The organism is Rhodococcus sp. KRD175 (assembly GCF_017168275.1).
GTDB classification, from domain to species: Bacteria; Actinomycetota; Actinomycetes; order Mycobacteriales; family Mycobacteriaceae; genus Rhodococcoides; species Rhodococcoides fascians.
Genome location: NZ_JABFAQ010000008.1, coordinates 16,671 through 42,383, shown reverse-complemented (window position 1 = coordinate 42,383; position 25,713 = coordinate 16,671). Strand labels below are relative to the sequence as shown.

Sequence of the window (25,713 nt, the reverse complement as noted above, 5' to 3'; positions counted from 1 at the left end):
CGGCTCCGACAGTTACTGCTCGTCGGAGTTGCTCTGTCTCCTGCGGGCTTTGAGCCGCGATATTTTGATCCCGACGGCCGCGAACAGAATCAGCCATCCCGCGATCAACACTCCGCCTCCGACGAATGCCGCTCGCTGCAGAGGATGGGTGTCTGCGTACACGTAACCGACTGTGCCCCACAGCAAAGCGACCAAAAAGATAATCGCCATCATCCACATCATCGAATACAGCGTTCTGTTCATCATTCGCCCGATCTCGCCGTTGCTTTCGTCTGCCGCCGATTTACATTCTCCCACTGGCCGTACCCGATTCGGTCGAGTCGACACCGGAACCACCCCACATTCACCACGCAAGTTTCGGTTGAACCTCGCCCGCGAAGAGCCCGAACTCCGCGCCTGTCCGATGCATGTGCCCGAACAGGGCCTCCGCGAGGTCCTCGGAAGCCGTTCCCATCGTCGACGACCACCGTCGAGCGCGACAGCTCGACCGAGACGTGCGCAGTTCGACCGTGCCCGAGTTGCCCACGTCGACCGTCAGACGATCCGCTCCTGTCTCCACGAGACGACGTAGTGCGCCGGCACCGAACAGGACGAGGCCGCGCACCTCGAGCACCGCGTGAGAACGTGCGGTGTCTCCCGGGAGCCCCACCTGGATGCGGCAGTCGGCGTCGCCCCACTGCCGCTGTAATTCTCCGGCATCGGGTCCGTGAATCCACACTCGACAATCAGGATGCCTCAGGACCGAGCCGACGGTCTCGAGGAGGGACGCAGCGCTGTGCCCGGTGGTATCGACAACCGCGACGATCTCCGGCAGCGCGTAGGTCAGACCCTGGGTACGCGCCGCAGGGTCGGTGATGCGGGAGGCCAGCATCAGCGCTTCGGCGTTCTTCCGCTCTCGGTCTCCGCCCGTGCGTTCGGCCCAGTCGGGCCCGTCGTGCCAGGCGACTGCTCGCGGCCGATGGGCCAGGACGGCACCTGCGGCGTAGGCCCGATGCGCGAATTCCCAGTCTTCTCCGCCGTACCCGACGAACGTCGGGTCGAACCCGCCGAGTTCCTCGAACAACGTTCGGCTGCAGGACATCACGGCACTGATGACGTATCGGTACGAACGACGGTCCGCGTCCAGAAGGTCTCGCGAGCCGGCGTAACCGTCACGAAGCCATGGAGGCTCGGTGAATTCCGTCGGGCCCGCAGATCGGCCGTCGAACCAGGTACCGACGTCCGCGGGCGACCACCCGCCGAGATCGGCATGTCGACGCCTACCCACCGTCACCGCATCGGGAAGGGCCACGATCAGGCGTACCGATTCCTCGATGTAATCGGGTTCGGGCACGGTGTCGGCGTCGAGGAAGCAGAGGATGTCTCCGCGCGCTGCGGACGCACCGAGATTGCGTGCGGCGGCGGCCCGGAATCCGAGATCCGGTTGGCGCACGACGGTGATGTCGAGAGCCGAGCCGAATTCCTCCACGTTCGGTTCCTCGGGAGATCCGTCGTCGGCGACGATCACCTGGATGCGGGACGCGGGCCAGGTCTGCGCGGTCAACGCTGTCAGAACCAGGTCGAGCTGGTGCTGCTGCCGGAAGTAGGGAATCACGACCGACACTCGGGGCGTGTCGGATGCGGTCGGTGCCAGATCCCACCGATTGTGCGGAACCACCGAGCGGCCATCGGGCAGCGCGATGGACGGTAGAGCCATGCTTTCTCGGAACAGGGAGCTGTACAGGTCGGCCGCCTGCGCCGGCGATGGATACGGTGCCGAGTCGGTGGCCTGCCATGTCTTCTCGGGTCGGCGTAACGCTTCTGCCATGGCCTCGGCCAGGCCCTCCACTGTGTCCTCGTGAATCCACAGCGCATCGGGCGAATTGACGGCCATCTCGTCGACGTATCGACCACGAGGGACCAGAGGGCGACGGCCCGCCGCGATCCAGGTGTTGATCGAACCGGATGCCGATACATGCCGGTGGAAAGCGACCGGGACAGCAATGGACCGCAACCGGCCGCCCAGTTCGGCGTCGGGCACGAAGCCGGTCGTCGAAAACGGCCTGCCCAGATGCCGGGCAGTGGCGCGTAGTTCGTCGAGCACGTCCTCGTGTCCGGCCGACGCGGCCCCGACGATCTCGAACCCGACGTCGGTGTCCAGTGCAGACATGGCACCGAGTACTTCGCTGTGTCCCTTCCCCGGATAGACGAACCCGAGAATCCCGACGACTCGCCGGGGGACGACGTCGTCGGATCGTAGTGCCGGGCGGTCTATCGGTAGGGGAATGACCCGGATGTCGGGTCGGCTGTCGAGTATGTCCTCGACAAGCAGTCGCTCGTGCACACTCGACACCACGACCGTTGCAGCGCAGTCGATCACTCGGCGGTAGCAGTCGGTGCGTGCCGCAAACGCGGAGCCGTCCGAGATCTGGGGTACGTCGTGCAGCGTAACGGTGATGCGGGCTCGATGCTGCTGTGCCAGTGCGACAATGGCATCGGCTGCCTCGTGCGCGGTACGTCCGAACAGCCGGTCGGTGAAGTGAATGTGGACGGGAGTGTCGCGCGGTAGTCGGTCGGGAGCGGTCACCACGGGACTCGCTGTGGCGGCAGCCATGTCGCGGGCGCACCGGACGACTCCGTGGTCCGGTGGGCCGACCACGAGATGATGCACGGGTGCGATCACGGCGTCGTCTGCAGGATTCGCAGGAGCTCGGAGTGGCGGGCCAGTGCGGCGTCGACGAACTGGGGATGTGCCGCATACCAATCGAGGTGAGCGCGGTGCACGACATCGTTGGACACGTCGGAACCGTCGACCGTCCAGTCTGGGCGAGGATCACCGGGGAGGCCGAGGGCGTCCAGTACCCGGCGTTCGACGGGCGCTCGCACACCGCCGAGCAGTTCTCTCCCTGGATCACCCACAGTGCAGGCGGTGTCGAGGTGGTCCAGGATCCGCTGCGCGAGTGCAGTCAACACCACGTTGGTCGGGTGGTTGATCGTATGTGTGGCACGGCTTCTTGCACTCTGGAACAGGTCGGACGCAGCGATGTCGGTGTCGCGGCTCTCGCGTCGTCGTAGTTCCTCCAGGCTCGCCTGCGCGGCATCACGAAAGCCGGCGTCGGATACCGGGAGGTCCCAGTTCTCGCCGGACCGCACGCCACGCTCGAAGGCCACAATCGTCCGCAGATCGTGGTACGGAACGAGATCCGGAACGGCCGCTGGGTCGCTCGGATGCCGAACGATGATCTGAAAAGGATGCAGCGCAGCGTATCTCAGCACGGGCCAACGAAGTACCACGGCGTGCGGCGGGAGTGATCGTGTCAGATCGGGGACCCCGAGCGGCAAATGCCGATAGCCCTCCCGCACAGGTTGAGTCAGCAGTACCGAGGTCTGCCGGACCAATCGATCGACGTGCGGCAGATCGGCGGATTCGAGTTCGTGTACCGGCGGGATTCGTACCGTCCGAAACGGCAACGCCGCATCCGAGCTCAGCAGAATGCGCATCGCCTCGGCCTGGCAGTTACCCCAGACGAGCAACAGGGGGCGATCGTCGACGGGTGTACGTGGCGCGGCCTCGAGCCCCGATATTCCGTAGAAATCGCCGTAGTGGCGAGTACGCCCGTCCATGTCTGCCCCGACGTCGTGTGAGTGCGTGTGTTCGACCATTCTTCTGGTCAACGTAGCCCCGCCGAACCTGCGACGCCAACCGCGATTGAACTCGGTACGAAGTGGGTACAGACCCCATGCGCGTGTCGGGAACAGGCACGATTCGTCTGACCTGTACCCGAAGGAATTCATGATTCGTATTGCGTCCGTACCCTCCTCTCACGTGTACGTACAGCACGTGCAGCCGGTGCCCGACGGCTCCGGTAACTCGGTGGTGCTGTTGCCCGATCCGACGCCGGTTCGCGTCGATGTGCCGGGCCAGTGGTGGCCGCCTCGTCTCCTCGACGCCGGGTGGTTGGCCGAGCAACCCGATTCGAGCTTCGACGTTCTGCACGTGCACTTCGGCTTCGAGTCCTTCTCGCCGGAAGAACTGACCCGCACGGTCGAGTATCTGCGGGCCCACCGCAAGCCCTTGGTGCTCACGGTGCACGACGCGCACAATCCCCATTTCGCGGACAACACCGGTCATCTGGAGCAGCTGGACGTATTGATTCGTGGTGCCGATGCCGTGATCACCCTCACCGAGGGAGCAGCCGCATGGATAGCCGATCGGTGGAATGTGCGTGCGACGGTGATCGAGCACCCGCACGTGGTGCCCCTCGAGAGAATGAACGTCCCACGCCCGGTCTCGGACTCGTTCGTCATCGGAGTCCACGCCAAGAACCTGCGAGCGAACATCGACCCGCTTGCGGTGATGGACGCCGTCGTCGAGGCGGCTCGATTGCTACCGGCTGCGACGGTGCGGTTGGACATCGACGAGGACGTGTTCGACACGGCCGGCCACTGGTACGACCCGACCGTCGGCGCGAAGTTGCTGGACTACAACAGTTTCCCCGACGTCGATGTGCGGGTGCACGCCCGATTCGACGACGACGAACTGTGGGACTACCTGTCCTCGATCGACGTCTCGGTGCTGCCGTATCGGTTCGGAACACATTCGGGTTGGCTCGAGGCATGTCGAGATCTGGGAACGGCCGTCGTCGCGTCCGATTGCGGCTTCTATGCCGACCAAGCGCCGATTCACAGTTTCGTCATGAACACCGACTCGTTCGATCCCGACACGTTGGTGGCAGCCGTGCAGGCGGCCCACGCCGATCGGACCACAGCGCTCGACGCCGCAACCCGGGCCGAGCAGAGACAACGAATCGCAGCGAATCACGCTGGGATCTACGCAGCAGTGACAAAGGAGATGCGTTGAACGAGAAGCCACTTCGCATCGCGGTGCTGGCGTCATCGAGTTTTCCGGTGGCGCAGCCTTTCGCGGGCGGTCTGGAGGCACACGTCTACAATCTGGTGCGGGCGCTGACCGAGCGTGGGCACCACGTCAGTCTGTTCGCCGCAGACGGATCGAGCGTCGATCTGGATGCCACGATGCTGCCGGTCCGAACGCTGGATCTGACACCGATTGCCCTCGCCGATCTCGCGGTCACCCCCACTGCGGTTCGCGAGCACCACGCATACCTCGCCGTGATGATGGAACTGGCCGGTGCGCTGTCGAACTCATTCGACATCGTGCACAACCACAGCCTGCACTACCTGCCGTTGGCGATGTCCGCCACACTGCCGGTGCCGATGGTGACCACTCTGCACACGCCGCCGTTCGCGTGGCTGGAGTCGGCTGTTGCCCTGGCTCCGTTCGGTGCCAACACTTTTGCTGCTGTCAGTGCGTTCGCAGCCGAACAATGGGCCGACGTCGCGTCCGGGACGATCGTCATCCGGAACGGGATCTCGCTGCAGGACTGGCCGTTCGGTGCGGGCGGCGACTACGTGGTGTGGTCCGGACGGTTGGTTCCCGAGAAAGGATTGCACCTGGCCATCGCCGCCGCGAAGCTCGCCGGCCGGTCACTACGAATCGCCGGACCCATCAGCAACCTCGAATACTTCCACGGTGTCGTCGAACCCCTGCTCGACGATCGAGTCCGATACGTCGGGCACCTCGATCAGCCGGCCCTCGCCGCGCTGGTGGCCGGTGCCGAGGTCGCGCTGGTGTCGCCGGTGTGGTCCGAGCCGTACGGTCTGGTGGTCGCCGAAGCCCTGGCCTGCGGTACCCCGGTGGCAGCATTCGCCCGCGGAGGGATACCCGAGATCATCGACGCCTCGTCCGGAGTGTTGGTACCCGCCGACGACGTGGCCGGGCTCGCCGCCGCCATTCCCGCCGCGGCAGCGTTGAACAGGCACGACGCGCGGGCGCGCGCCGAGCAGGTGTGTTCGGTGGACCGGATGGTCGACGAGTACGAGGAGCTGTACCGATCGACCCTCGAGTCCGCATCGGCACCGGAGTCCGCCCACGGTCTCGCGATTGCATGATCGGCTACTACGCACACCACCACGGGGTAGGCCACGTCACTCGGTCCGACGCGATTGCGCGCCGCCTGGGTGAGCCGATCACGGTGCTGTCCTCGCGGGCGAGGCCTCCGGAACATGCTGCAGCGGAATGGATCGCACTCCCGCTGGATGTGAACGACACCGTGGGCGAGGCAGCCGCCGACGACATCTCGGCGGGGGGAGTGGTGCACTGGGCACCCCACGACGTCGACGGACTGACCGCACGGATGGCGATCATTGCCGACTGGGTTGCGCGTGAGCGACCGCGGGCAGTGGTCGTCGATGTGTCCGTGGAAGTGGCGATTTTTCTGCGGCTGATGGGTGTCCGGGTGATCGTCATGGCGATTCCGGGACACCGGGCCGATCCCGTCCACGCGATGGCCTACCGCGCGGCGACGCACATTCTCGCACCGTGGTCACGCAGTGTGTACGACCCGGCATGGTTGCATCCGTACGCCGCAAAGACGACGTACTCGGGCTCGATCAGCCGGTTCGCCGGACGAGCCCGAACGGAGGGCTCGAACACTGCGGCCACCGAAGGCCCGGTTGTCGTACTGGGCGCGGCGGGTGGCACCTCGTTGACCCGTGAACTGGTGGACTCGTGGTCCGCCGCGGACGACCGGTTCGACTTCCGCACACTCGGAGTGGCGGGCGGCGACTGGGTGGACGACGTGTGGCCGGTGCTGTGCTCAGCGGCCCTCGTGGTGACCAACGCCGGGCAGAACGCCGTGGCCGACGTCGCCGCGTCGGGCACACCGGCCATCGTGGTTCCGCAAGCCCGGCCGTTCGACGAGCAGGCTGCCACCGCGCACGCACTGGCGGCCGGATCCATCGCCGCGGTGCTCGACGAGTGGCCCTCGGTCGATCGGTGGCGACGCGCTGCCGACTGCGCCCTGGGCATCGGCGGACGGACATGGTCGCTGCTCGGTACCGACGGCGCACCCGATCGGGCGGCTCGCGCGATCGAGCAGGCTGCGTCCGGGACGGCTCGACGATGAAAGTGGTTGTCGTGACCGTGGTCTCGGGCCGTCACGATCACCTCGCCGCGCAGATTCGCGGGTTGGCCGAGTCCACCGACCGGCCCGACGAGCACATCGTGGTCGCCATGGGCGATGACGACATTGCGGACGTGGTCGCCCGATCCGGCTCTGCGGCAACGGTTCTCGACATGGAGGCACAGACACCGCTGCCGGTGGCGCGAGCGCGTAACCTCGGGGCAGCCGCTGCCCTCGATCGGGGTGCCGAGCTGGTGGTGTTCCTCGACGTGGATTGCATACCCGCCCCGGAGATGCTCGACAGGTATCGCCGCGCCGCACTGCGCCCCGACAGCCGGCGAACTCTGTTGTGCGGGCCGGTGACCTACCTCAAACCCGACAGCATCGGGATCGAAGGTGACGCACTGATCGCGCTCACCGCACCGCATGCGGCGCGACCGAATCCGCCCGCGGGCGCAGTGGAACCCGGACACGATTTCGACCTGTTCTGGTCGTTGTCCTTCGCCGTGCACGCCGACACCTGGAGCGAGATCGGCGGCTTCTGCGAGGACTACACCGGGTACGGGGGCGAGGACACGGATTTCGCGGCCACGGCCCGCGCGTCGGGCATCGGGTTGCGGTGGGTGGGCGGCGCTCACGCGTACCACCAGTTCCATCCCGTGTCCGATCCTCCGGTGGAACATCTCGACGACATCGTCGTCAACGCTCGGATCTTCTTCCGCCGGTGGGGCCGGTGGCCGATGGTCGGATGGCTCGAAGCGTTCGCGTCGCTCGGATTGCTCGAGTACGGCGGCACCGAGATTCGCCGTCTCACCGCCGCTGTTCACGACACCGACGACGGTGTGAATTAGGCTGGCCGGACTTTCACGAAACGAGGTCCAGACGTGCCCGAACCATCCAGGCCCCTGCGTTCGCTCGGATTTCTGACCATCGGGCTCTTCGACGAGAACGCACCCGAGGCCGGCCACGAATCGACGCTGCGCATCATCGAACTCGGGGAGCGGCTGGGATTCGACAGTGCGTGGCTTCGTCATCGTCACCTGCAGTTCGGTATCTCGTCTCCCATCGCGGTCATGGCCGCCGCGTCGCAACGTACCGACCGCATCATGCTCGGCACTGCGGTGACGCCGTTGGGTTGGGAGAACCCGTTGCGTCTCGCCGAGGACCTGGCCACGGTGGATGTGCTGTCCGGTGGGCGCGTCAACGCGGGAATCAGTGTGGGACAACCGATGCACTTCGATCGCGTCGCACACTCGTTGTATCCCGACGCCGCCGAGGACGAGGACTTCGGCTACGACCGAGTCTCGCGGCTGCTTCGGTTCGTAGCCGGTGAACCTGCGTCCACGTGGTCGGGGACCGAGGGAATCGAAGCGTATTCCGAACGAGTACAACCGTATTCGCGTGGTCTACGGGACCGAATGTGGTACGGCGGGGCCAGTCTCCGTTCTGCCCAGTGGGCAGGGGAGAACGCGATGAATCTTCTGGTGAGCAGTGTGGTGCGCGCCGAGGACTCGACGGATTTCGATGCGATCCAGCGCGCGCACATCGCGCGGTTCCGCGAGGCTCACCCGGCCGGGGCCGACGCGCGGGTCTCCCAGGGGCTGGTGGTCATCCCCACCGACAGTGCTTCCGCCGCGCAGAAGCGCAAGTACGAGGACTACGTTCACGCGCGTACTGCACGGACCGGAGCACCGCAGGGGCGGGCTCGGATGATGTTCGCACCGGACCTCGTGGGTACCTCGGACGAGATCGCGGAGCAGTTGTACGCCAATCGATCTTTTCGCGAGGTCGACGAGGTGGCGTTCGCGCTGCCGTTCAGCTTCGACCACGAGGACTACGTGCAGATCCTGACCGACACGGCGCAGAAGCTCGGCCCGGCGCTGGGGTGGACCCCAGCACAGAACTGACCCGGACTTCCGCCGAGGGCGATCGGCCCGATCGGCCGATCGCCCTGGTGGAACAGAGGTACCGGTGTCCTACTGGCCCGTGATGGGCGAGTTGTAGGCACACGGGATCGACTTCGCGGGGAAGCCCTTCGGATCCAGTGCGTTCTTGACGATGCCGATCGCGCGCGGTGAGACGGAGATTGACAGGTGGTCCGACAGGTCGATGCCGCAGCCGTCCTGCAGGGTGACATTGTTGACGGTGGCACCGGGGCCTGCGGTGAGGAACGTCGTCTTGTACGGGGTGACGACCTCGTCGTACTTGGTGCCGATCACGGTGTACCTGATGCCGGGGTCGGTGTCACCGCCGACGGCCAGTCCCTTGACGAGTGGCGAGTCGATCACCTGGTCCGAAGCTGCCGGCCCGGCGATGGCACCGACGACTCCCAGGACGTTGAGTCCCAGGTTGTTGATGGTGCGCCCCAGAGTTCCGATGCCGACGAGGGTGGTGCCGTGATTCGATCCGGCGACGCTGACGACCGTGTTCACTTTGTTCTTGGTCGGGTCGGTCGGATTGGCACCGCCCTCGAAACGGAGGTACTGACGGGTGACGAGCCCACCCTGGGAGTGGCCGACGATGTCGACCTGCGCAGAGCCCGTGGCCGTCCGCACAGCGTCGACGTAGGTGGCGATCTCCTTCGCGTTGGACGCGACCGATGCGGTACCGCGAAGCGACGGAAGATTGCCGACGACACTGGAGTCCCCGTCTCCGTAGTTGAGCGCGAAGATGCAGTAGCCCTCCTTCTTCAGGGCAGGCGACATGCGCGCGAAGTTGTTGTACGCGTTCTCCCAGGTGCCGTGCAGGAGGACGACCGGGCGGGGGTGCGCGGCGGTGGGCTTGCAGTTCCAATCGTTGGCACCTTGGGGTGCGACGTTGGGGTTGACGATGCTGTAGAGGAATCCGGCCAGGAAGTTCTTCTGATCGGGCCCGTATCCGGTGGTCTCGGTCCGTGGGTCGTACGTCGCGGTGGCGGGGGCAGCCGAATCGATGCTCGGTGCCGTGATGCCCTGATCCGAGGCCTTCGGGTATGCGCCGGTCGGCCCCGGCGGAACAACGGTGTTGCCCTGCACGGTTGCGGGCGGTGCCGGTACCGGGACGGGTGCCGGCTGAGCCTGTGCTGCGAAACCGGAACCGAGGGCAACGGAGCATGCCATTGCAGCAATCATCGCAGCGCGGACTGTGGTGGCCTTCCTCGTTGCACGGAAGGTGGACCGAGAAGTGGTCATGGAGCCTGACTTTCGACGAGGGTCAAGTGGACAAGTCGGAACTGTAGGCCCGGATTTCGGCCCGGAACGTGCGCCGCATCACGTTTGGAAACCGCCCGCACGTGACCGTTCATTCGTGATGGGGCGTCACAAATGACGACGAACCGGACGCTAATGCGGATTTGTTGCCGGGTTCACGGTCCAAAACAATCCCCAGGTTTTATTTGTGCACTATGGTTCGAGTGTCTTCACCCCGGCCGACGGTTCGGCCGGGGAAGGACGGTTCGATACCGAGGCAGGGGCGTTGTGGGCAGACATCGGCCGCCTGAAGGACATGACCTGACGCGGGTTTCGAGTACGAGGGGTGGGGTTCGGTGACTGCAACAGACAGTGTGGACACGGCGCAGGAGGAGTACGCAGGTGGTCGACGTGCATCCGACCGCTTGCGGACGCCCCGGGAGACTGCCGCGCGAATGCTGAACCGGTATTTCGTCGATCCGGAGGACGTACCGCCGCCGCGCGACTGTGCACGGGGCGAGCTCGACGACATGGCGACCACCTGCAGCGAACTGGCTGCAGGGGTCCTCGACTCCGGTCGACTACCGATCGCGGGGGCAATGGACACCTTCCGGGACGCCGCAACGCGGTGGGCCCGCGACGGAGTGCCGCTCGGCCGTATACAGCACGCGATCAACGAAGGCTGTGCGCTGGGTTTACGGGCCGCCGAGTCGGCGGTGAACCGGGAGGCAGGCGCGGCGGGCGATGACCGGACGATCCTGATCATGGAGCTTCTGAACGTGGTCACCGAGGCGGTGTCCGACGCTTATCTCACCGAGTTCCGCACGTTGGCGCAGAACGGTCCACGGCACGACGTCGAACTGCTCGACGCTCTGCTGACCGGCGACGGCACTGCCCGCAGAATCGCCGATCGGATGGGTGCGCTGCTCGCCGAGGAGTATCACGTCGTGGCCCTGCACTTTCCGGCGCATGCCGACGAAGGGGGTAGGCGCGGCGATGCGGCGATGATGGCCGCACGGAAGCTGCGGAGAATTCACGCGGCCCTGGCAGCGCACAACGGAGACATCGCCCCCATTGCATCCATCAGTGCGACGGGTGGAACGGTACTGCTGCCCGACGTTCCGGGTGCCGACGTCGACGAACTGGTCGAGCGGCTTGCCGACGCCGGCCAGATCGCAGTGACGGCGACGACCGGGTCGGCAGCGATCGACGACATCTCGGTGACGGCGCCGCACCTGTACGAGCTCCTGAGTCTGGTCCGCAGGCTGCACTACACGCCGGGCACGTACCGCATCTCGGATCTGGTGTTCGAGTACCAGGTGAGCAGGCCCGGACTCGGCCGAAAGCACCTCGTGACCTTGATCGATCCGCTCCGTGACTCGGTCGACCTTCTTCCGACGCTGCAAGCCTTCGTGGACTCCGATTCCAACAGGAAGAAGACAGCCACGTGGCTGACGGTGCATCCCAACACCGTCGACTACCGCCTCAAGCGGGTGGATCAACTCACCGGTCTCGATCCGATGAAACCGTCGGGGTTGCGGCGACTGCACGCAGCACTGATCGCCGATCGCCTCGAGGCACGCCGAACCCCGGTGGACGAGCGATCACTGTGACCGTCTCGGACGGCGCGGTGCTGGCAGCGTCCGCGGCGCTCGAGTCGGTGGATTCGGTGGCGGCGCTGTTTCAGCCGGTCGTCGAACTGTCGACCGGACATGTCGTCGGCTACGAGGCTCTCGCTCGGTGGCCGTCGCCGAGCAGCGCACTCCCCGAGGACGTCTTTGCTCTGGCCCGTGAACGGGGACTCGTCGGCCGAGTGGATGTGGCCTGCCGCGCGGCAGCTCTGCGCGCGGCGAGGGAACGTGCCTACTCCCGCAGGGTGCGGTTCTTCCTCAACATCGAACCGGGTTGCTTCCGTGACGAGCAGGACGTCGACATGCACCTCGACGCCATCGGCGACGATCTCGACGTGGTCCTCGAGATCACCGAGCGTGATCTGGATCGGAACGTTCCGTTGCTGATGGTCCTCGTCCGCGGCGCGCGCGCACGCGGGATGGGGGTGGCCATGGACGACGTCGGAGCGACACCGGCAACCCTGCATCTACTGGCGCTGGTGGCACCGGACATCGTCAAGCTCGACGCGTCGATCGTGCGAGCTCCGCTGCGATCCCGACCGGCAATGCGACAGATTCGCGCCTACGTTCGGTCGAGCAACGCGATCGTGCTGGCGGAAGGCATCGAGACGCGTCGGCATCTGCGACGTGCGAAAGCGCTCGGTGCCAGCTTGGGGCAGGGATGGATGTTCGGGCGGCCGTTGCCGCTGCCGAATCCGACAGGAGGCCTGTGACAGAGAAGAACCCCGCACCCGAGCCGTGAAGGCTGGGTGCGGGGTTCTGCTGCATCGATGGATCAGTTCGTGAACTTGTCCTTGATGTTGCCGGCTGCGTCCGAGACGTCGTCGCCGACCTGCTTGGTCTTGCCCGACGCCTGGTCCTTTGCGCCTTCGGCAGCAAGGTCGTCGTTGTCGGTCTTGTGGCCGATCTTTTCCTTGGCTTCGCCCACGAGCTCTTCTGCCTTGTGCTTTGCCTTGTCGATGAAATCAGCCATGTGAACTCCTCGAGATCGATTGTGCTGCTCGTGCATGGGAGCTATACCCGAGATCGCGGTCGGTAATCATCGGACTGCCGGCCGTGTTGCCGGCACGGGATGCGGGTACGTGCCGTTCATGACTGCACAGACGAACGACCCACATTCGCATGAGACGCCGGCACCGGAGCACCGCCGCCCCGACGGAGTGGACGACGATACCGTGGCAGCCACGGGCAAACTGTCCGAGGCACTCGAATACGTCGAGCGCGCTCGCGGCCACCTGTACTCGTTCCATCAGCTGATGGGACACGCGGATCTGCTGCTCGGGGAGGCCTCCGACGCGTTGTCGGACGCCGGGCACGACGCGTTGGCACAGCGACTCGAGACCGACATGATCGGCCGCAACATCGCTCAGGGGCGGTGGACGTTCCAGCTCGTCGAGGAGTTCGACGACGGGTATTGGACGGTACTTCGTGATCACGAGCGGGCGGTCCGGAACGAGCTGCTCGACGGACGTCGGCACGTCTTCGAGGCCGAGATGAAAGAACAGCGACGAACGCACGGTCGCAGCGGCCACGAGGCGCGTCCGACGGAGTGATCTGGCTCTGTCACAACGAAAAGCACCGGCCTCGCCGTGATCGGCGAGACCGGTGCTTCGGGGAGAAATGTTTGTCAGCCGGCTTGCTTCGCAGCGTCGACTTCGCTGGTCGCGCTTGCGGTGGAGAGCTGACCACCGGAGTTCTCCAGGTGCGCGCGGACGAACCAGTGGAACAGTTCGAGCTGGGCGCTCTGGCCGATGAGCATGTCCTCGGTGATCGGATCGATCTCGCCGACCTCTTCGATGTTCTTACGGGTGGTCTCGATGACCCCGGTGTACACCAGATCGAGAGCGCCGAGGTGCTCGATCGCCGTCGCCCGGCCGATCGAGTAATCGTCCCAGGAACGTTCCTTGACGATGGTGCCCGGCGTTCCCTTCGCAGAGGAGCCGAGGGTCGCGATGCGCTCGGCGACCTCGTCGGCGAAGCCGCGCACGGCCTCGACCTGAGGATCGAGCATTTCGTGGACAGAGATGAAGTTCGGTCCGACCACATTCCAGTGAATGTGCTTGAGCGTGAGATGGAGGTCGTTGTAGGCGTTCAGGCGATCCTGCAGGATCGCTGCGACGCGCGCGCCCACGTCCGACGAGAGTCCGGGAACGGTGTACGAGTTCTTGTCAGCCATGACGACGGTTTGCCCCATCACGGCGAAGTACAAACATGCCCCGCCGGATCGATTCCGGCGGGGCATGTGTCGTGCGGAACTATTTGTCGAGTCGAGGCGAATCGGTACCCGACGTACCCGTCGACGAGGTGCCGGCGGTGGAGGTTCCGTCCGTCGGATCGACGATCGGACTGTCGGCTGCGGCCCTGTCGACCGCGTCGGCGCTGTCTTCCTCCGGGGGATTCTTCAGGCTCAGGATGATTGAGCCTGCCAGGACCACGACGATGACCACCAGGCTGACGAAGGACGGGATCTCGGGGATCGACGTGCTGATCACCTTGTGCCCGGCCTGCAGGATCAGCTTGACGCCGATGAAGGCGAGGATGATCGCCAGTCCCTTGGACAGGTAGTGGAACTTCTCGAGCAACCCTGCGAGCAGGAAGTACAGGGCACGCAGGCCGAGGATCGCGAACGCGTTCGAGGAATACACGATGAACGGGTCGTCGGTCACTGCCAGAACGGCAGGAACACTGTCGACCGCGAAGACCAGGTCGGCGGCCTCGATCGCCACCACGACGGCGAGCAGTGGCGTGGCCACCCGCTTGCCTGCTTCCTTGACGAAGAACTTGGTACCGGAGTACTCGTCCTGAACGGGGACGATCTTCTTGAGCAAGCGCACTGCAATGGAGGTGCCGGGGTCGTACGAGTCGTCCTCGTCCTTCATCAGCTTGTACGCGCTGTAGAGCAGGATGGCGGCGAAGACGAACAGAACCGCGGCGAACTTGCTGACGATGGCCACACCGGCGGCCAGGAAGATGGCACGGAAGACCAGGGCGCCGATGACACCGAAGAACAACACGCGGTGCTGGTACTCACGGGGGACCTTGAAGTAGCCGAAGATCAGCGCGAAGACGAAGAGGTTGTCGACCGACAGACTCTTCTCCAGCAACCATGCCGTCGTGTACTCGACTCCGGCCGTTGTTCCCAGCGTGAAGAACACCACGATGCCGAAGATGATGGCGACGCCTACCCACAGTGCGCTCCACCACGCGGCCTCCTTGAAGCCGATGATGTGCGCGCCGCGGTGCGCCAGCAGGTCGATGGCCAGCAGGATCAGGACGACGGCACCGAATGCGGCCCACGCCCACCATGGGACGACGTTCATGAACGTCCACCCTTACCGGTGAACTTCGTGCCCAATTGCTTCAACTTCGCCTGATTCTCTGGCTTGGTTGCATATCGGCGCGCTCGGTCGATCATCTGTTTGCCCTGAGGGCTGCGAGCGAACGCGGTCAACTTTTGTGTCAACGACGACATCTGTCCTGCTCCTTACGTTCTCGTTCGATCGGTATGTGGGGCGGTTCGACCGCAACTACTCCAGTCTGACTGTTTGCTTTACTGCAGGCAGGGTTGTTTTGCGGACATGTTTCAGCAGACTTTCTTGCCGACATCCGGCAATCTCGGCCTCAGGTGCGATTCAGGAGTGCAGGCCGGATCGCGGCCAGTCGAGCAACATCGCGCCGAGTACTGCCGTGTGCAGCGCAAATGCCTCGACGGGATTGCCCACATCTTGCCCGGTCAAATCTCTTATTCGCGACAATCTGTACGTGACCGCGCGCACTGACAGATGCATCCGGCGTGCGGTGGACGCCGAGTTCGCGCCGGTCTCGAAGTACACCTGCAATGTTTCCAGCAGTGGGCCTGCTCCGCCCCGAGCGCTCGTCAACGGGGTCAGCAACGTCTCGACCAGATCGGCGATCGCGGCGCGATCACTGATCAGAACGCGATAGACGAGCAGATCACGGGCGTCGACGACGGGTGTGTCGAGCCCCAGCGACGACGCGAGGTCGAGCGCGTCCAGGGCGTCTCGGTACGACGCGGCCACGCCGACTGCGCCGCTGCGTGGGCGACCGACCCCGAGCTGTATCCGTCCGTATTCGCCGCGACGGCGCAGGTCGACGGTATCGCTCGGGCCGGATGCCGATCCGCCGAGGACTCGTCCCGTGTGGGTGAGTACGTGATCGACGGCCTCGCGATCGGGTGCCGGAAACACCACGATCAGCCGACCCTGCTTGGTGGCGACGAGGAGATCGGCGTCCCCTTTGCTGCCCTGCACGCTGCGTTCGACCAGCCCGATGGCCGACGTCGCGTCGGTGAACGGAGTCGTGGACGTGACCACGGCGACTGCGTGCGGACTCGACAGATCCAGCCCGAACGTCTGCGCACGTCCCAGGACACCGGCGACATCGGCCGTTCCGGAGAGCAGATCGTCCACGAACTCGCGGCGTGCCAATACCTCCACGCGAACCAGGGTCCGCCGGGCGAGCTGAAAGCCTTCGGCGAGTTCGGCCGCGGCGTCGTCGACGGCTCGAAGCATGACCTCGCCCGCGGTGACGACCCCGGCCGGGTCTGCTGCGGCGGCCTGCACGGCGGGCAACTCGCGCCACAATCGCCACGCCGCCGACAGGTAGAGGTCGAGCAACGCGCGCAGAGCCACACCCGCTCGGGCTGCTTCGTCGCCGTGTACGCGGCACTCCCGAAGTTGCTTGCGGGTGAGCGGAACACCTGCGTCCACCGCATCGGTCACGACGTCGAGAAAGTTCCCCAGGAACGCGACGTCCAGGCCGCCTGCGTCCGAGGCCGCTTGCGCGGCCACCGCGTCGAGCGGTGTCGCGTCCGGCTGTGTGGCCATGTGTTCGAGGGTCTCCCATCCGAGTCGAGGTCAATGGTAGGCGGCGCTCACACCGACACCGGCTCGACGACGAGCTCGTGGACCGCGCGGCGTGTTCGGTGTGCGACCGGGTGGCTCGGGGAGCAGAATCACCGAAATCGCCTCGCGTCGGCTGCTGTACCGCCCGCGGCACGGTTCGGTCCGCACCGTTCGTCTTCACGTTGGGAGTCTCGACCATGACATCGTCGAACGGACCCGCATCGGGTCTGCGCTCGCAGTTGTTCCGCAAGAAACCGATCGCAGAACCGGACCAGCAGCCCGGTGGTCTGGAACGCACCATCGGGACGTTCCAACTGACGATGTTCGGAGTGGGAGCGACCATCGGTACCGGCATCTTCTTCGTGCTCTCGCTCGCTGTTCCCGAAGCCGGTCCAGCCGTGGTCTTGTCGTTCCTGGCCGCAGGAATTGCCGCCGGGCTCGCCGCTATCTGTTACGCCGAAATGGCCTCGGCGGTGCCGGTGTCGGGATCGACGTACTCCTACGCATACGTGACGATGGGGGAGGTGGTCGCGATGGGTGTTGCGGCCTGCCTGCTGCTGGAGTACGGGGTGTCGAGTGCCGCGGTGGCGGTCGGCTGGAGCGGATACCTCAACGAACTTCTCGGCAATCTCTTCGGCTTCACCATCCCGCACGCGTTGTCCGCGGCACCGGGTGACGCCGATCCGGGAATCCTGAATCTGCCCGCCGTCGTGCTGATCGTTCTGTGCGCCGTGTTGCTCATTCGCGGTGCGAGCGAGTCCGCAGCGGTGAACGCAGTCATGGTCGTCATCAAGCTGGGCGTGCTCGCGCTGTTCGCCGTCGTCGGATTCACCGCCTTCGATTCCGGCAACTTCTCGGACTTCATGCCGCTCGGAGCGGCAGGTGTCACCGCGGCGGCCGGCACCATTTTCTTCTCGTTCATCGGTCTCGACGCCGTCTCGACAGCCGGGGACGAGGTGAAGAATCCACAGAAAACCATGCCGCGAGCCATCATTGCCGCACTCGTCGTGGTGATCGTCTTCTACCTCGTTGTTGCGGTCGCGGCGTTGGGAACTCAGCCGTGGACAGCATTCGCCGGGCAGGAAGAAGCCGGGTTGGCCGAGATTCTCCGAAATGTGACCGGACGGGCATGGCCGGCCACGATTCTGGCGGCGGGCGCGGTGATCTCGATCTTCTCGGTGACTCTGGTGACGATGTACGGGCAGACGCGCATTCTGTTCGCCATGGGCCGAGACGGGATGCTGCCCAAGGCGTTCGCGAAGGTCAGTCCCCGGACTCACACCCCCGTCAACAACACCATCGTCGTCGCGGTCATCATCTCTGTACTCGCCGCGTTCGTTCCGCTGGACAAGTTGGCCGATCTGGTGTCGATCGGAACGCTCGTCGCGTTCATCGTCGTGGCCATCGGCGTGATCGTCCTGCGCCGGACGATGCCCGACCTCGAGCGTCCGTTCAAGGTACCGGGCTACCCGGTGACACCGATCCTGTCCATCGCCGCGTGCATCTACATCCTGTCCGGCTTGCGCTGGACCACGTGGTTCTGGTTCGGGCTCTGGCTCGCCGTGGTTCTCGCGTTCTACTTCCTGTGGGGTCGGCATCATTCGGCGCTTCGATCGGTCGGAAAGGACGCGGAATGAGCGTGCTGATCGCCTTCGCGCCCGGCAAGGGAAGTGTCGGTGCCCTCGATCTCGGTGCGCAACTGGCCCGATCCCTGACCACGAACATCGACGTGGCAACCGTGGTTCCCAAGCCGTGGTCGACGCCGTCGATGGCCCGGGTCGACGCCGAGTTCGCCGACTGGGCCGCGTCGACGGCCACCGAGTCGGAGGCGAAGGCCCGCCACTACCTCGAGGAACGCGCACCCGATGTCGCCGCGTCGTTCCACCGGATGTCGCACCGCTCGGTATCCACCGCATTGACCGAGGCCGCGGAGACCACCGGGGCGTCGATCCTGGTTCTGGGTTCCTCGGGGGACGGTGCTCTCGGGCACGTCGTCGTCGGTTCCACCGCGGACAAGTTGCTCCATTCCTCGCCGGTCACCGTCGCGTTGGCCCCGCGCGGCTACCGCATTCGAGATCGGGCCGTCCTGACGCGGATCACCTGCGCGTTCTCGGGCGACAGCGAGGCCACCCGCGTCGTCGGGCCCACAGCGGAGTTGGCCCGCGACACCGGTGTGCCACTTCGCTTGGCCTCGTTCGTCGTTCGCGGGGCAACGATGTATCCGCCCGAGATCGGGCTGCGAGCCGAGGACGACGTAGCAGCGGAGCTCGCCCGAGGACTGAGCGAGGCGCTGACCGCTGCGGTGGACGACGCCGTCGCGGTGGGGTTACCGGCCGACCGCGTCGACACCGAGTTGGCCACCGCGGGCAGTTGGCGAGAAGCACTCGACGAACTGCACTGGCAGGACGGCGAAGTGCTGACCATCGGATCGTCCGGGCCGTTGGGTCCGATCGCTCGGGTGTTCCTCGGTTCACGGGCAACGAAGATCATCCGCCACTCGCCGGTGCCGATCCTGGTGTTGCCACGGCGGTGAGAATCGCTAGCGGTTCATTGCCAGTACGGACAACAGTTCGTAGGCCACGTGCGCCGCTGCGATGCCGGTGATCTCGGCGTGGTCGTAGGCGGGCGCGACTTCCACGATGTCGGCACCGACCACGTTGAGCCCGACGAGACCGCGCAGCGTGTTGAGCAACTCGCGCGAGGTCATCCCGCCGGCCTCGGGTGTGCCGGTGCCCGGAGCGTGCGCGGGATCGAGAACGTCGATGTCGACCGAGACGTAGACCGGGCCACCGTCGAGGCGACGACGCATCCGCTCGACGATGCTGGCCACGCCGTCGACCTCGTAGTCGTCGGAACGAATCACCTGGAAGCCGAGCACCCGGTCGTCCTCGAGGTCCTGCTCACTGTAGAGAGGGCCGCGGATACCGATGTGCTGGGAGCGTTCGAGGTCGATGAGCCCTTCCTCGCTGGCTCGTCGGAACGGCGTCCCGTGTGTGTACGGCGCACCGAAATACGTATCCCAGGTATCGAGGTGGGCGTCGAAGTGCAACACCGCAATCGGCCCGTGATCACGCGCGAGCGAACGCAGGATCGGGAGCGCGATGGTGTGGTCGCCGCCGAGAGTCAGCACCGAAGAGCCGTCGGCACGTAGGTCCGTCACGGCATCGTGCACGGTCTGCAGCGCTTCGGTGATGTCGAACGGATTGACCCCGATGTCGCCGAAGTCGGCTACCTGTTGGCGTGCGAACGGCGAGACCTGCAGGGCAGGGTTGTACGGCCGCAACAGTTTCGACGCCGCACGAATGTGGCCGGGTCCGAAGCGCGCACCCGGCCGGTAGCTCACCCCCGAATCGAACGGCACGCCGAGAATCGTCACGTCTGCCCGCGACACCTCGTCGAGCCGGGGGAGTCGCGCGAATGTCGTCGGTTCGGCGTAACGGGGGACCTTGGTGGCGTCGAGCGGGCCGACCGGGGTGTGTTCCGGGTTGTTCGCATTCATCGAGATGTCCCTCCGCAGTCGAGCGCCCGGCCGTCGAAAGGTCGACCATGTCGCTCGGCAAGCGTTACTCTGATGCTCGGTCTTGTCAACACAAGTTTCCTGAAAGGCGAAAAGGGTGTCTTCAGCCGCGCAGGTCGACGTCGATGCGCCACGGATCGGTGCGCGCCTGAAGGAGGCGCGCCTGAAGAAGCGGCTCACGCTCGACGCGCTCGCCTACACCTGCGGGGTCACCAAGGGGTATCTGTCCAAGCTCGAGCGCGATCAGGTGAACGCATCGGTCGCATCCCTGGTTAGAGTCTGCGCCGCGCTCGACGTACCGGTCGGCTCGCTGTTCGACGACGCACCCGTCGGCGAAGTGGTACGCGCACAGTCGTTGCCGCGCATCATGTTCGGTGGAGAACAGATGACCGAGTATCTGCTGACGCCGGTAGGGGAGCGTCGCGTGCAGGTGTTGTTGGGGCATATCGAACACGGCGGCGGAAGTGGGTCCGAGGCGTACACGCTGCCGCTCGACGTGAGCTTCGTGTACGTGATCGACGGCGAGCTACGGGTGATCTTCGAAGCCGATCCCGGCGCGGACTTCGGCGGGGACGGCATCTCTCTCGGGGCGGGGGACGCCTTCACGTTCTCGCCGCGCCGTCGGCACAGTTTCCGCAGCGACAGCAGCGGTGGGGCGCGAGTGTTGTGGGTACTGGCACCGGCACTGCCCGAAGAATTGCCGATCGGAAAGCCGGGGTTGCATCGGTGACGAACACTATCTCGCTCTATCAGGGGCCGGAGGACTCCGGCGATGTCGAGGCCAACCTGACGGCACTCGATGCTGCGGCTGCGGCAGCTGCGGCGGCCGGTGCATCGATCCTGGTCACTCCGGAGATGTCGGTCAGCGGTTACGACATCGGTGAACTCGTCGTCGACCGTGCCGAACCGTTCGACGGGCCGATCTTCGGGAGGGTCGCACAGATGGCCCGTGCTCACGGCGTCGCGATCGTGTACGGATATCCCGAACGCAGCGGCGAGTCGGTGTACAACGCCGTTCAGGTCGTCGACGCGACCGGTACTTCACTGGCGCGGTACCGCAAGACGCACCTGTTCGGTGAGCTCGATCGTGCGCACTTCACCCCAGGCCAGGAGTTGTTGGTGCAGTTCGACTTAGGAGATCTGCGCTGCGGTCTGCTCACCTGTTACGACGTCGAATTTCCGGAGACCGTCCGCGCGCACGCCGACGCGGGTACGCAATGGTTGATCGTCCCTACCGGTCTGATGTCGCCGTTCGAGATCATCGCAACCCACGTGGTTCCCACGCGGGCCTACGAGAGTCAGGTGTTCGTCACCTACGTCAACCGGTGCGGCACCGAGTCGACTCTGACCTATTGCGGCCTGACGTGCGCCGTTGCTCCCGATGGCACCGACATCGCCAGAGCCGGTGTGCACGAGCAACTGTTGACGGTGCACTTGGACCCCGCCGACCTCGACAGGTCCCGAGCGATCAACACCCACCTTTCCGACCGACGTCCGGATCTGTATCGGACGGCACCTCGTCCCGCAGGGACCGCAGGCCCGGTACGAGCCGAGCAGGAGAACGACAGATGACCACACCCGTCACCCCGGACAGCGCGATCGAGTTCGAGGACGAACAACCGCTCACCATGTTCGGGCCGGACTTTCCGTTCGCTTACGACGATTACCTCGCCCACCCGGCCGGCCTGGGTAGCGTTCCCGACGCCGCACTCGGTACCCGAGTCGCGGTGGTCGGCGGCGGACTCGCAGGAATGGTCGTGGCCCGCGAGTTGCTTCGGCTCGGCCTGGAACCGGTTGTCTACGAATCGGATCGAATCGGCGGCCGCATGCGATCGGTGCCGTTCGAGGGGCATCCGGGTGTGGTGGCCGAGATGGGCGCGATGCGGTTTCCGCCGTCCTCGACCGCGTTGTTCCACTACCTCGACTCCGTCGGGCTCGAGACGACTCCGTTTCCGAACCCGTTGGCCGAGGCGACCCCCAGTACGGTGATCGATCTCAAGGGCACCAGCCACTACGCCCGCAAGCTCGAGGATCTCCCGCCGATCTTCGCCGAGGTCGCCGAGGCATGGAACAGAACGCTCGAGGAGCACGCCGAACTGATTCCGTTGCAGCGCGCCATCCGCCGGCGGGACGCGGCCGAGATCAAGCGCATCTGGAACGAACTGATCGTCAAATTCGACGATCAGACCTTCTACGGATTCCTCGCTGCGTCCGAGCATTTCTCGTCGTTTCGCATGCGAGAGTTGTTCGGCCAGGTAGGTTTCGGAACAGGAGGTTGGGACACCGACTATCCCAACTCCATTCTCGAGATCCTTCGTGTCGTCATCACCGCAGCCGACGATCACCACCGCGGCATAGTCGGCGGGTCACAGCAGTTGCCGATGCGGTTGTGGACCGACACACCCGCGGACCTGGCGTACTGGCCGGCGGGTACGTCGGTGTCCTCGGTGAACGGCGGCACGACGATGCCTCGCGTCACCGAGATCAGGCGCACCGGGGGCGGCACGACGATCCACGACGACCGAGGAAACATTCGGACGTACGCGGCCGCGGTCGTGACCGCGCAGAGTTGGATGTTGCTCAGCAATATCAGGTGCGACGACGATCTGTTCCCGATCGACCACTGGACCGCCATCGAACGTACCCACTACATGGGGTCGACGAAGGTGTTCGCACTCGTCGATCGGCCGTTCTGGAAAGACAAGGACCCGGTGACCGGGCGTGATTTGGTCAGCATGACGCTGACCGACCGGATGAGCCGCGGCACATACCTTCTCGATCAGGGCGAAGGAAAGCCGGGGCTGATCTGCCTGTCCTACACCTGGTCCGACGACTCGCTCAAACTGCTGGCTCTCGATCCCACCGAACGCATGAACATCATGTTGCGATCGCTCGAGGAGATCTACCCGGGCGTCGACTTCCGCAGCCACATCATCTCGACTCCGGTGACGCTGTCCTGGGAGACCGAGCGCGACTTCATGGGTGCGTTCAAGGCCAACCTGCCGGGGCACTACCGCTATCAGGAAAGACTGTTCACCCACTTCGTGCAGGACGAACTCGAACCCCGACACCGCGGCATCTTCCTTGCCGGCGACGACATCTCGTGGACCGCCGGTTGGGCGGAGGGCGCGATTCACACAGCACTGAACGCGGTATGGGGCGTCGTACATCACCTGGGTGGCATCTCGGCACCGGACAACCCGGGCCCGGGGGACGTCTTCGACACCATCGCGCCGCTTCGACTGGGCGACTAACGCTTCGCTGCAGCCGATCGAGGTGGGCGCTCGTCGAACACGAACAGTGCCAGCGCAACGATCAGCATGACGGCCACCACCCAGATCGCGCGCAGAGCGAACAGCTCCACCGACACCGCGCCGAGTACAGCGCCACCGAGAAATCCGGCGATGACCGTGCCGAACCGCCGAGCCCTGATCCCCGCCTCCCGATCGTGCTCGACCACACGATGAAACGCCGCCATGGCCATGGTGCGGAGGTTGCCGGTCGTCATCGTCGTGTTGAACGGCGAATCCACCAACACCCGAAAGGTCGTCACCTGCACGCCCGCGACATGCGCGAGGACGACCGACACCACCGCATCGGGAACCGTTGCCGGCAGAAACCCGACGATCACCAGAACCAGGATCTCGTAGCAGAGCACGGCCCGCACCGGCCTGCGCACGATCCTCTCGATCGCAGGCAACGCGATGAACTCGGCCGTCATGACACCCAGAACGAACGCCGTCAACGGCGGCAGGAACACCAGCGCCTCCACCCAACGCCCGCCCGCCACGTCCACGCCGAGCAGCACCACGTTGCCGGTCTGGGCACCGGCGAACACACCGCCGCGAGTGACGTAGGTGTACGCATCCAGAAATCCGCCGACTGCCGCCAGCAGCACTCCGAGCCGAACCGACTTCGCGGTGGCGACGGAGATCTGGGGTTCAGGACGAGGGGTGGTCATCGCGAAATCCTGACACAGAGGGGCGCTCTCATGCCGCGAGTAGGGAGAGCAACAATTCCGCTCGCACCCGCGCCGACGTGAGATCCACCCCCAGCAATTCCTCGCATCGTGTGATGCGGTTACGCAAGGTGTGACGATGCACCGACAGGTGGGCAGCGGCGGTTTCCCAGTGCCCGTTGGCCTCCAGGAACGCCCGAAGCGAACCCACCAGATCCGCGGTGTGAGTGCGGTCGTACTCGGCCAGTACGGCGATGGTGACGGCAGCCATGGCACGCAACGACTCCCGAACCGGTTCCGACGCCAGCAGCATCGACCCGGTGAAGTGGACGACCCGATCACCGGGACCGGCCGCCGCGCACGCGAGCCGCGCTTGTCTGAGCGCGGTGGGGGCCTCGGTGATGTGCATGTCGGTGCCGACCCCCGCACACACCGAACGGGGAAGCGAATTCATCAGCTGCGCAACGAAATTCGCGTCGTCTCCGGGTAGCAGCATCTCGGCACCGTCGTCGGTGGACCTGACGAACGTCGGCCGTGCATGGGCGCGGAACTGAGCATCGACGGCATCGGCGATGGAACCCGTCCGCCCCGTCGCGCCGCGGAGAACCACCACGGTGATGCGTGAGTCGTCGTCGGCCGCATCGGCGAGATAGCTCGGTACCTGCGTGTCACCGGGGGACAGGAGATACCCGTCGAGGAGAAGTCCGAGCGCACGCGAGTTGAGGGCCGTCTGCTCCGCGCGCAGCCGCGCAGGCTTTTCCAGTTCGAGGGTTATCAGCGACACCGCATGCCCGAGCAATATCTGCTCGACTCCCGTCACGGGCCCCTTCGTGCGAATCGCGAGAAAGCTCGGCGCACTGGCGGTGATCGGTACCGAGTGCAGGCTCACGGTGCGGCCCGGCTCGCTCACCGACACCGTCGCGGGTGACGACGACGGACGGATACTGTCGGCGATCTCGCGGGCCTGCGCGATCAGATCCGCCGCGTCGACCGGATGGAACGACTCGGTGCGATGTCCGATGAGCGCGACGGAGGTGGACGTGGCGACCGCCAATTCGCGCACGATCGCGTCGACACCGCCGTGCAGTGCGGCGCGGGTGATGCGACTCTGTACCGACGCCGCCCGCAGGACTTCCTCGTACTCCTGCTCGGCGATGCGTGTGGTGACCGCCCGAATGACCGCGGCGAAAGGAGTGTCGTAGGGAACCTCGACGACGGGTAGCCCGACCTCGTCTGCCGCGTCGAGAAGTTCTCGTGGAATCACGCTGTGCGAGAGACCGGTTCCGAATCCGAGGCAGGCAACCCCTGCCGTTCGGAGGGTGCGGACGTACTGCGCGAGTGCGGGGCCGCCGAAGTCGAAGCCGAGACCTGTCGTGAGGATCAGCTCGCCGCCGGACAACCACGGACTCGGATCGGTGAGCTCGGTCGCCTGCGCGAAGGTGATGGCGGCACCGCTGCGTTCGGGCCCGCCGCGATGACTCAGCCGGAGGTCGCGTTGTCTCAACAACCAGGAAATCTGCACACTCACCTGTCGCACTGTAATCGTGCCTGACGAAATGGCGTGCGCTTCTGTACCTGAATGTACGTATCGGCAGTCTCCGGTCGACCCTCGC

At 65.4% G+C, this 25,713-nt stretch carries 24 protein-coding genes; 13 read left to right on the top strand and 11 right to left on the bottom strand.

Translation table 11 applies throughout. From position 1 onward, the window contains the following. Positions 1 to 12 precede the first annotated feature (12 nt). From J1M81_RS14930 to J1M81_RS14920, 3 genes are all read right to left on the bottom strand, one after another. Complete coding sequence (locus J1M81_RS14930) at positions 13 to 246, bottom strand: hypothetical protein (RefSeq protein WP_155289657.1); 234 nt, start codon at positions 244 to 246, stop codon at positions 13 to 15. A 97-nt stretch (positions 247 to 343) separates the two neighbouring features. Next, a complete protein-coding gene (locus J1M81_RS26845) occupies positions 344 to 2,662 on the bottom strand; it encodes a glycosyltransferase (RefSeq protein ID WP_230595433.1) in 2,319 nt (772 codons plus the stop codon). After that, positions 2,659 to 3,642 carry a WcbI family polysaccharide biosynthesis putative acetyltransferase gene (locus J1M81_RS14920; protein WP_080733444.1) on the bottom strand — a complete coding sequence of 328 codons (984 nt, stop codon included), beginning with the start codon at positions 3,640 to 3,642 and terminating at the stop codon, positions 2,659 to 2,661. The genes J1M81_RS26845 and J1M81_RS14920 overlap by 4 nt, the downstream gene beginning before the upstream one ends. A gap of 163 nt (positions 3,643 to 3,805) precedes the next feature. Here J1M81_RS14920 and J1M81_RS14915 point away from each other — a divergent pair, with 163 nt between their 5' ends. The 5 genes from J1M81_RS14915 to J1M81_RS14895 are packed head-to-tail and all read left to right on the top strand — an operon-like array spanning position 3,806 to position 8,869. Continuing rightward, on the top strand, positions 3,806 to 4,840 hold the full coding sequence (locus J1M81_RS14915) for a glycosyltransferase (RefSeq protein ID WP_230593396.1): 1,035 nt from the start codon (positions 3,806 to 3,808) through the stop codon (positions 4,838 to 4,840). After that, entirely contained in the window at positions 4,837 to 5,949 is a 1,113-nt protein-coding gene (locus J1M81_RS14910) for a glycosyltransferase (RefSeq protein ID WP_032371103.1), read from the top strand. Before J1M81_RS14915 ends, J1M81_RS14910 begins: the two co-directional genes overlap by 4 nt. Next, positions 5,946 to 6,965: a glycosyltransferase gene (locus J1M81_RS14905; RefSeq protein ID WP_032375620.1), complete on the top strand. Its 1,020-nt coding sequence runs from the start codon at positions 5,946 to 5,948 to the stop codon at positions 6,963 to 6,965. The genes J1M81_RS14910 and J1M81_RS14905 overlap by 4 nt, the downstream gene beginning before the upstream one ends. Then, positions 6,962 to 7,813, top strand: a complete 852-nt coding sequence (locus tag J1M81_RS14900; RefSeq protein WP_206498273.1) for a glycosyltransferase family 2 protein — start codon at positions 6,962 to 6,964, stop codon at positions 7,811 to 7,813. The genes J1M81_RS14905 and J1M81_RS14900 overlap by 4 nt, the downstream gene beginning before the upstream one ends. Positions 7,814 to 7,846: 33 nt before the next feature. Next, a complete protein-coding gene (locus J1M81_RS14895; RefSeq protein WP_206498272.1) occupies positions 7,847 to 8,869 on the top strand; it encodes an LLM class flavin-dependent oxidoreductase in 1,023 nt (340 codons plus the stop codon). Positions 8,870 to 8,938: 69 nt separating this feature from the next. Here the strand turns inward: J1M81_RS14895 and J1M81_RS14890 are convergent, their stop codons facing one another. Next, positions 8,939 to 10,132: a triacylglycerol lipase gene (locus J1M81_RS14890; protein WP_032375622.1), complete on the bottom strand. Its 1,194-nt coding sequence runs from the start codon at positions 10,130 to 10,132 to the stop codon at positions 8,939 to 8,941. Between the two features lie 353 nt (positions 10,133 to 10,485). On the opposite strand from J1M81_RS14890, the gene J1M81_RS26840 reads away from it, so the two are divergent. Together J1M81_RS26840 and J1M81_RS14880 are read left to right on the top strand one after the other, a co-directional pair. Then, a complete protein-coding gene (locus J1M81_RS26840) occupies positions 10,486 to 11,742 on the top strand; it encodes a CdaR family transcriptional regulator (RefSeq protein WP_032375623.1) in 1,257 nt (418 codons plus the stop codon). Next, positions 11,739 to 12,473 carry an EAL domain-containing protein gene (locus tag J1M81_RS14880; protein ID WP_308051277.1) on the top strand — a complete coding sequence of 245 codons (735 nt, stop codon included), beginning with the start codon at positions 11,739 to 11,741 and terminating at the stop codon, positions 12,471 to 12,473. Before J1M81_RS26840 ends, J1M81_RS14880 begins: the two co-directional genes overlap by 4 nt. 62 nt (positions 12,474 to 12,535) lie before the next feature. On the opposite strand, the gene J1M81_RS14875 is transcribed toward J1M81_RS14880, so the two are convergent. Then, on the bottom strand, positions 12,536 to 12,733 hold the full coding sequence (locus J1M81_RS14875; RefSeq protein WP_027496220.1) for a CsbD family protein: 198 nt from the start codon (positions 12,731 to 12,733) through the stop codon (positions 12,536 to 12,538). A 118-nt stretch (positions 12,734 to 12,851) separates the two neighbouring features. Between J1M81_RS14875 and J1M81_RS14870 the strand changes: the two genes are divergently transcribed. After that, positions 12,852 to 13,313, top strand: coding sequence for a hypothetical protein (locus tag J1M81_RS14870; RefSeq protein ID WP_027496221.1), 462 nt, complete (start codon positions 12,852 to 12,854; stop codon positions 13,311 to 13,313). 74 nt (positions 13,314 to 13,387) lie between these two features. Here J1M81_RS14870 and J1M81_RS14865 read toward each other — a convergent pair whose 3' ends face one another. From J1M81_RS14865 to J1M81_RS14855, 3 genes are all read right to left on the bottom strand, one after another. Continuing rightward, the gene (locus J1M81_RS14865) at positions 13,388 to 13,936 is read right to left on the bottom strand and encodes a Dps family protein (RefSeq protein WP_027496222.1); all 549 of its coding nucleotides are present in this window, start codon (positions 13,934 to 13,936) and stop codon (positions 13,388 to 13,390) included. 79 nt (positions 13,937 to 14,015) lie between these two features. Next, entirely contained in the window at positions 14,016 to 15,080 is a 1,065-nt protein-coding gene (locus J1M81_RS14860; RefSeq protein WP_032371100.1) for a TerC family protein, read from the bottom strand. Positions 15,081 to 15,392: 312 nt separating this feature from the next. Next, positions 15,393 to 16,607 (bottom strand): CdaR family transcriptional regulator, encoded by a 1,215-nt coding sequence (locus tag J1M81_RS14855; protein ID WP_032375624.1) that lies wholly within the window; start codon positions 16,605 to 16,607, stop codon positions 15,393 to 15,395. Between the two features lie 215 nt (positions 16,608 to 16,822). Here J1M81_RS14855 and J1M81_RS14850 point away from each other — a divergent pair, with 215 nt between their 5' ends. After that, positions 16,823 to 18,262 (top strand): amino acid permease, encoded by a 1,440-nt coding sequence (locus tag J1M81_RS14850; protein ID WP_032375651.1) that lies wholly within the window; start codon positions 16,823 to 16,825, stop codon positions 18,260 to 18,262. After that, positions 18,259 to 19,158: a universal stress protein gene (locus J1M81_RS14845; RefSeq protein ID WP_032399679.1), complete on the top strand. Its 900-nt coding sequence runs from the start codon at positions 18,259 to 18,261 to the stop codon at positions 19,156 to 19,158. The genes J1M81_RS14850 and J1M81_RS14845 overlap by 4 nt, the downstream gene beginning before the upstream one ends. Before the next feature lie 6 nt (positions 19,159 to 19,164). Here the strand turns inward: J1M81_RS14845 and speB are convergent, their stop codons facing one another. Beyond that, entirely contained in the window at positions 19,165 to 20,124 is a 960-nt protein-coding gene (speB, locus tag J1M81_RS14840; RefSeq protein WP_032399678.1) for an agmatinase, read from the bottom strand. Positions 20,125 to 20,239: 115 nt separating this feature from the next. On the opposite strand from speB, the gene J1M81_RS14835 reads away from it, so the two are divergent. Genes J1M81_RS14835 through J1M81_RS14825 form a run of 3 tightly spaced genes read left to right on the top strand, consistent with a single transcriptional unit; the run spans position 20,240 to position 23,396 of the window. Beyond that, the gene (locus J1M81_RS14835) at positions 20,240 to 20,872 is read left to right on the top strand and encodes a helix-turn-helix domain-containing protein (protein ID WP_032399677.1); all 633 of its coding nucleotides are present in this window, start codon (positions 20,240 to 20,242) and stop codon (positions 20,870 to 20,872) included. Further along, positions 20,869 to 21,714, top strand: coding sequence for a carbon-nitrogen hydrolase family protein (locus J1M81_RS14830; protein WP_206498271.1), 846 nt, complete (start codon positions 20,869 to 20,871; stop codon positions 21,712 to 21,714). The genes J1M81_RS14835 and J1M81_RS14830 overlap by 4 nt, the downstream gene beginning before the upstream one ends. Beyond that, entirely contained in the window at positions 21,711 to 23,396 is a 1,686-nt protein-coding gene (locus J1M81_RS14825; RefSeq protein WP_032375628.1) for an NAD(P)/FAD-dependent oxidoreductase, read from the top strand. Before J1M81_RS14830 ends, J1M81_RS14825 begins: the two co-directional genes overlap by 4 nt. On the opposite strand, the gene J1M81_RS14820 is transcribed toward J1M81_RS14825, so the two are convergent. Together J1M81_RS14820 and J1M81_RS14815 are read right to left on the bottom strand one after the other, a co-directional pair. Further along, positions 23,393 to 24,103: a YoaK family protein gene (locus tag J1M81_RS14820; RefSeq protein WP_032375629.1), complete on the bottom strand. Its 711-nt coding sequence runs from the start codon at positions 24,101 to 24,103 to the stop codon at positions 23,393 to 23,395. The genes J1M81_RS14825 and J1M81_RS14820 overlap by 4 nt on opposite strands. Positions 24,104 to 24,131: 28 nt before the next feature. Beyond that, the gene (locus J1M81_RS14815; RefSeq protein WP_032375652.1) at positions 24,132 to 25,628 is read right to left on the bottom strand and encodes a PucR family transcriptional regulator; all 1,497 of its coding nucleotides are present in this window, start codon (positions 25,626 to 25,628) and stop codon (positions 24,132 to 24,134) included. Between the last annotated feature and the right edge of the window lie 85 nt (positions 25,629 to 25,713).

Bases quoted from the DNA above. Each gene is read 5' to 3' on its own strand.
- speB (WP_032399678.1), bottom strand. From the start codon at position 20,124: ATGAATGCGAACAACCCGGAACACACCCCGGTCGGCCCGCTCGACGCC.
- J1M81_RS14900 (WP_206498273.1), top strand. From the start codon at position 6,962: ATGAAAGTGGTTGTCGTGACCGTGGTCTCGGGCCGTCACGATCACCTC.
- J1M81_RS14820 (WP_032375629.1), bottom strand. From the start codon at position 24,103: ATGACCACCCCTCGTCCTGAACCCCAGATCTCCGTCGCCACCGCGAAG.
- J1M81_RS14860 (WP_032371100.1), bottom strand. From the start codon at position 15,080: ATGAACGTCGTCCCATGGTGGGCGTGGGCCGCATTCGGTGCCGTCGTC.
- J1M81_RS14875 (WP_027496220.1), bottom strand. From the start codon at position 12,733: ATGGCTGATTTCATCGACAAGGCAAAGCACAAGGCAGAAGAGCTCGTG.
- J1M81_RS14865 (WP_027496222.1), bottom strand. From the start codon at position 13,936: ATGGCTGACAAGAACTCGTACACCGTTCCCGGACTCTCGTCGGACGTG.
- J1M81_RS14930 (WP_155289657.1), bottom strand. From the start codon at position 246: ATGATGAACAGAACGCTGTATTCGATGATGTGGATGATGGCGATTATC.
- J1M81_RS14825 (WP_032375628.1), top strand. From the start codon at position 21,711: ATGACCACACCCGTCACCCCGGACAGCGCGATCGAGTTCGAGGACGAA.
- J1M81_RS14890 (WP_032375622.1), bottom strand. From the start codon at position 10,132: ATGACCACTTCTCGGTCCACCTTCCGTGCAACGAGGAAGGCCACCACA.
- J1M81_RS14850 (WP_032375651.1), top strand. From the start codon at position 16,823: ATGACATCGTCGAACGGACCCGCATCGGGTCTGCGCTCGCAGTTGTTC.
- J1M81_RS14855 (WP_032375624.1), bottom strand. From the start codon at position 16,607: ATGGCCACACAGCCGGACGCGACACCGCTCGACGCGGTGGCCGCGCAA.
- J1M81_RS14870 (WP_027496221.1), top strand. From the start codon at position 12,852: ATGACTGCACAGACGAACGACCCACATTCGCATGAGACGCCGGCACCG.
- J1M81_RS14905 (WP_032375620.1), top strand. From the start codon at position 5,946: ATGATCGGCTACTACGCACACCACCACGGGGTAGGCCACGTCACTCGG.
- J1M81_RS14920 (WP_080733444.1), bottom strand. From the start codon at position 3,642: ATGGTCGAACACACGCACTCACACGACGTCGGGGCAGACATGGACGGG.
- J1M81_RS14845 (WP_032399679.1), top strand. From the start codon at position 18,259: ATGAGCGTGCTGATCGCCTTCGCGCCCGGCAAGGGAAGTGTCGGTGCC.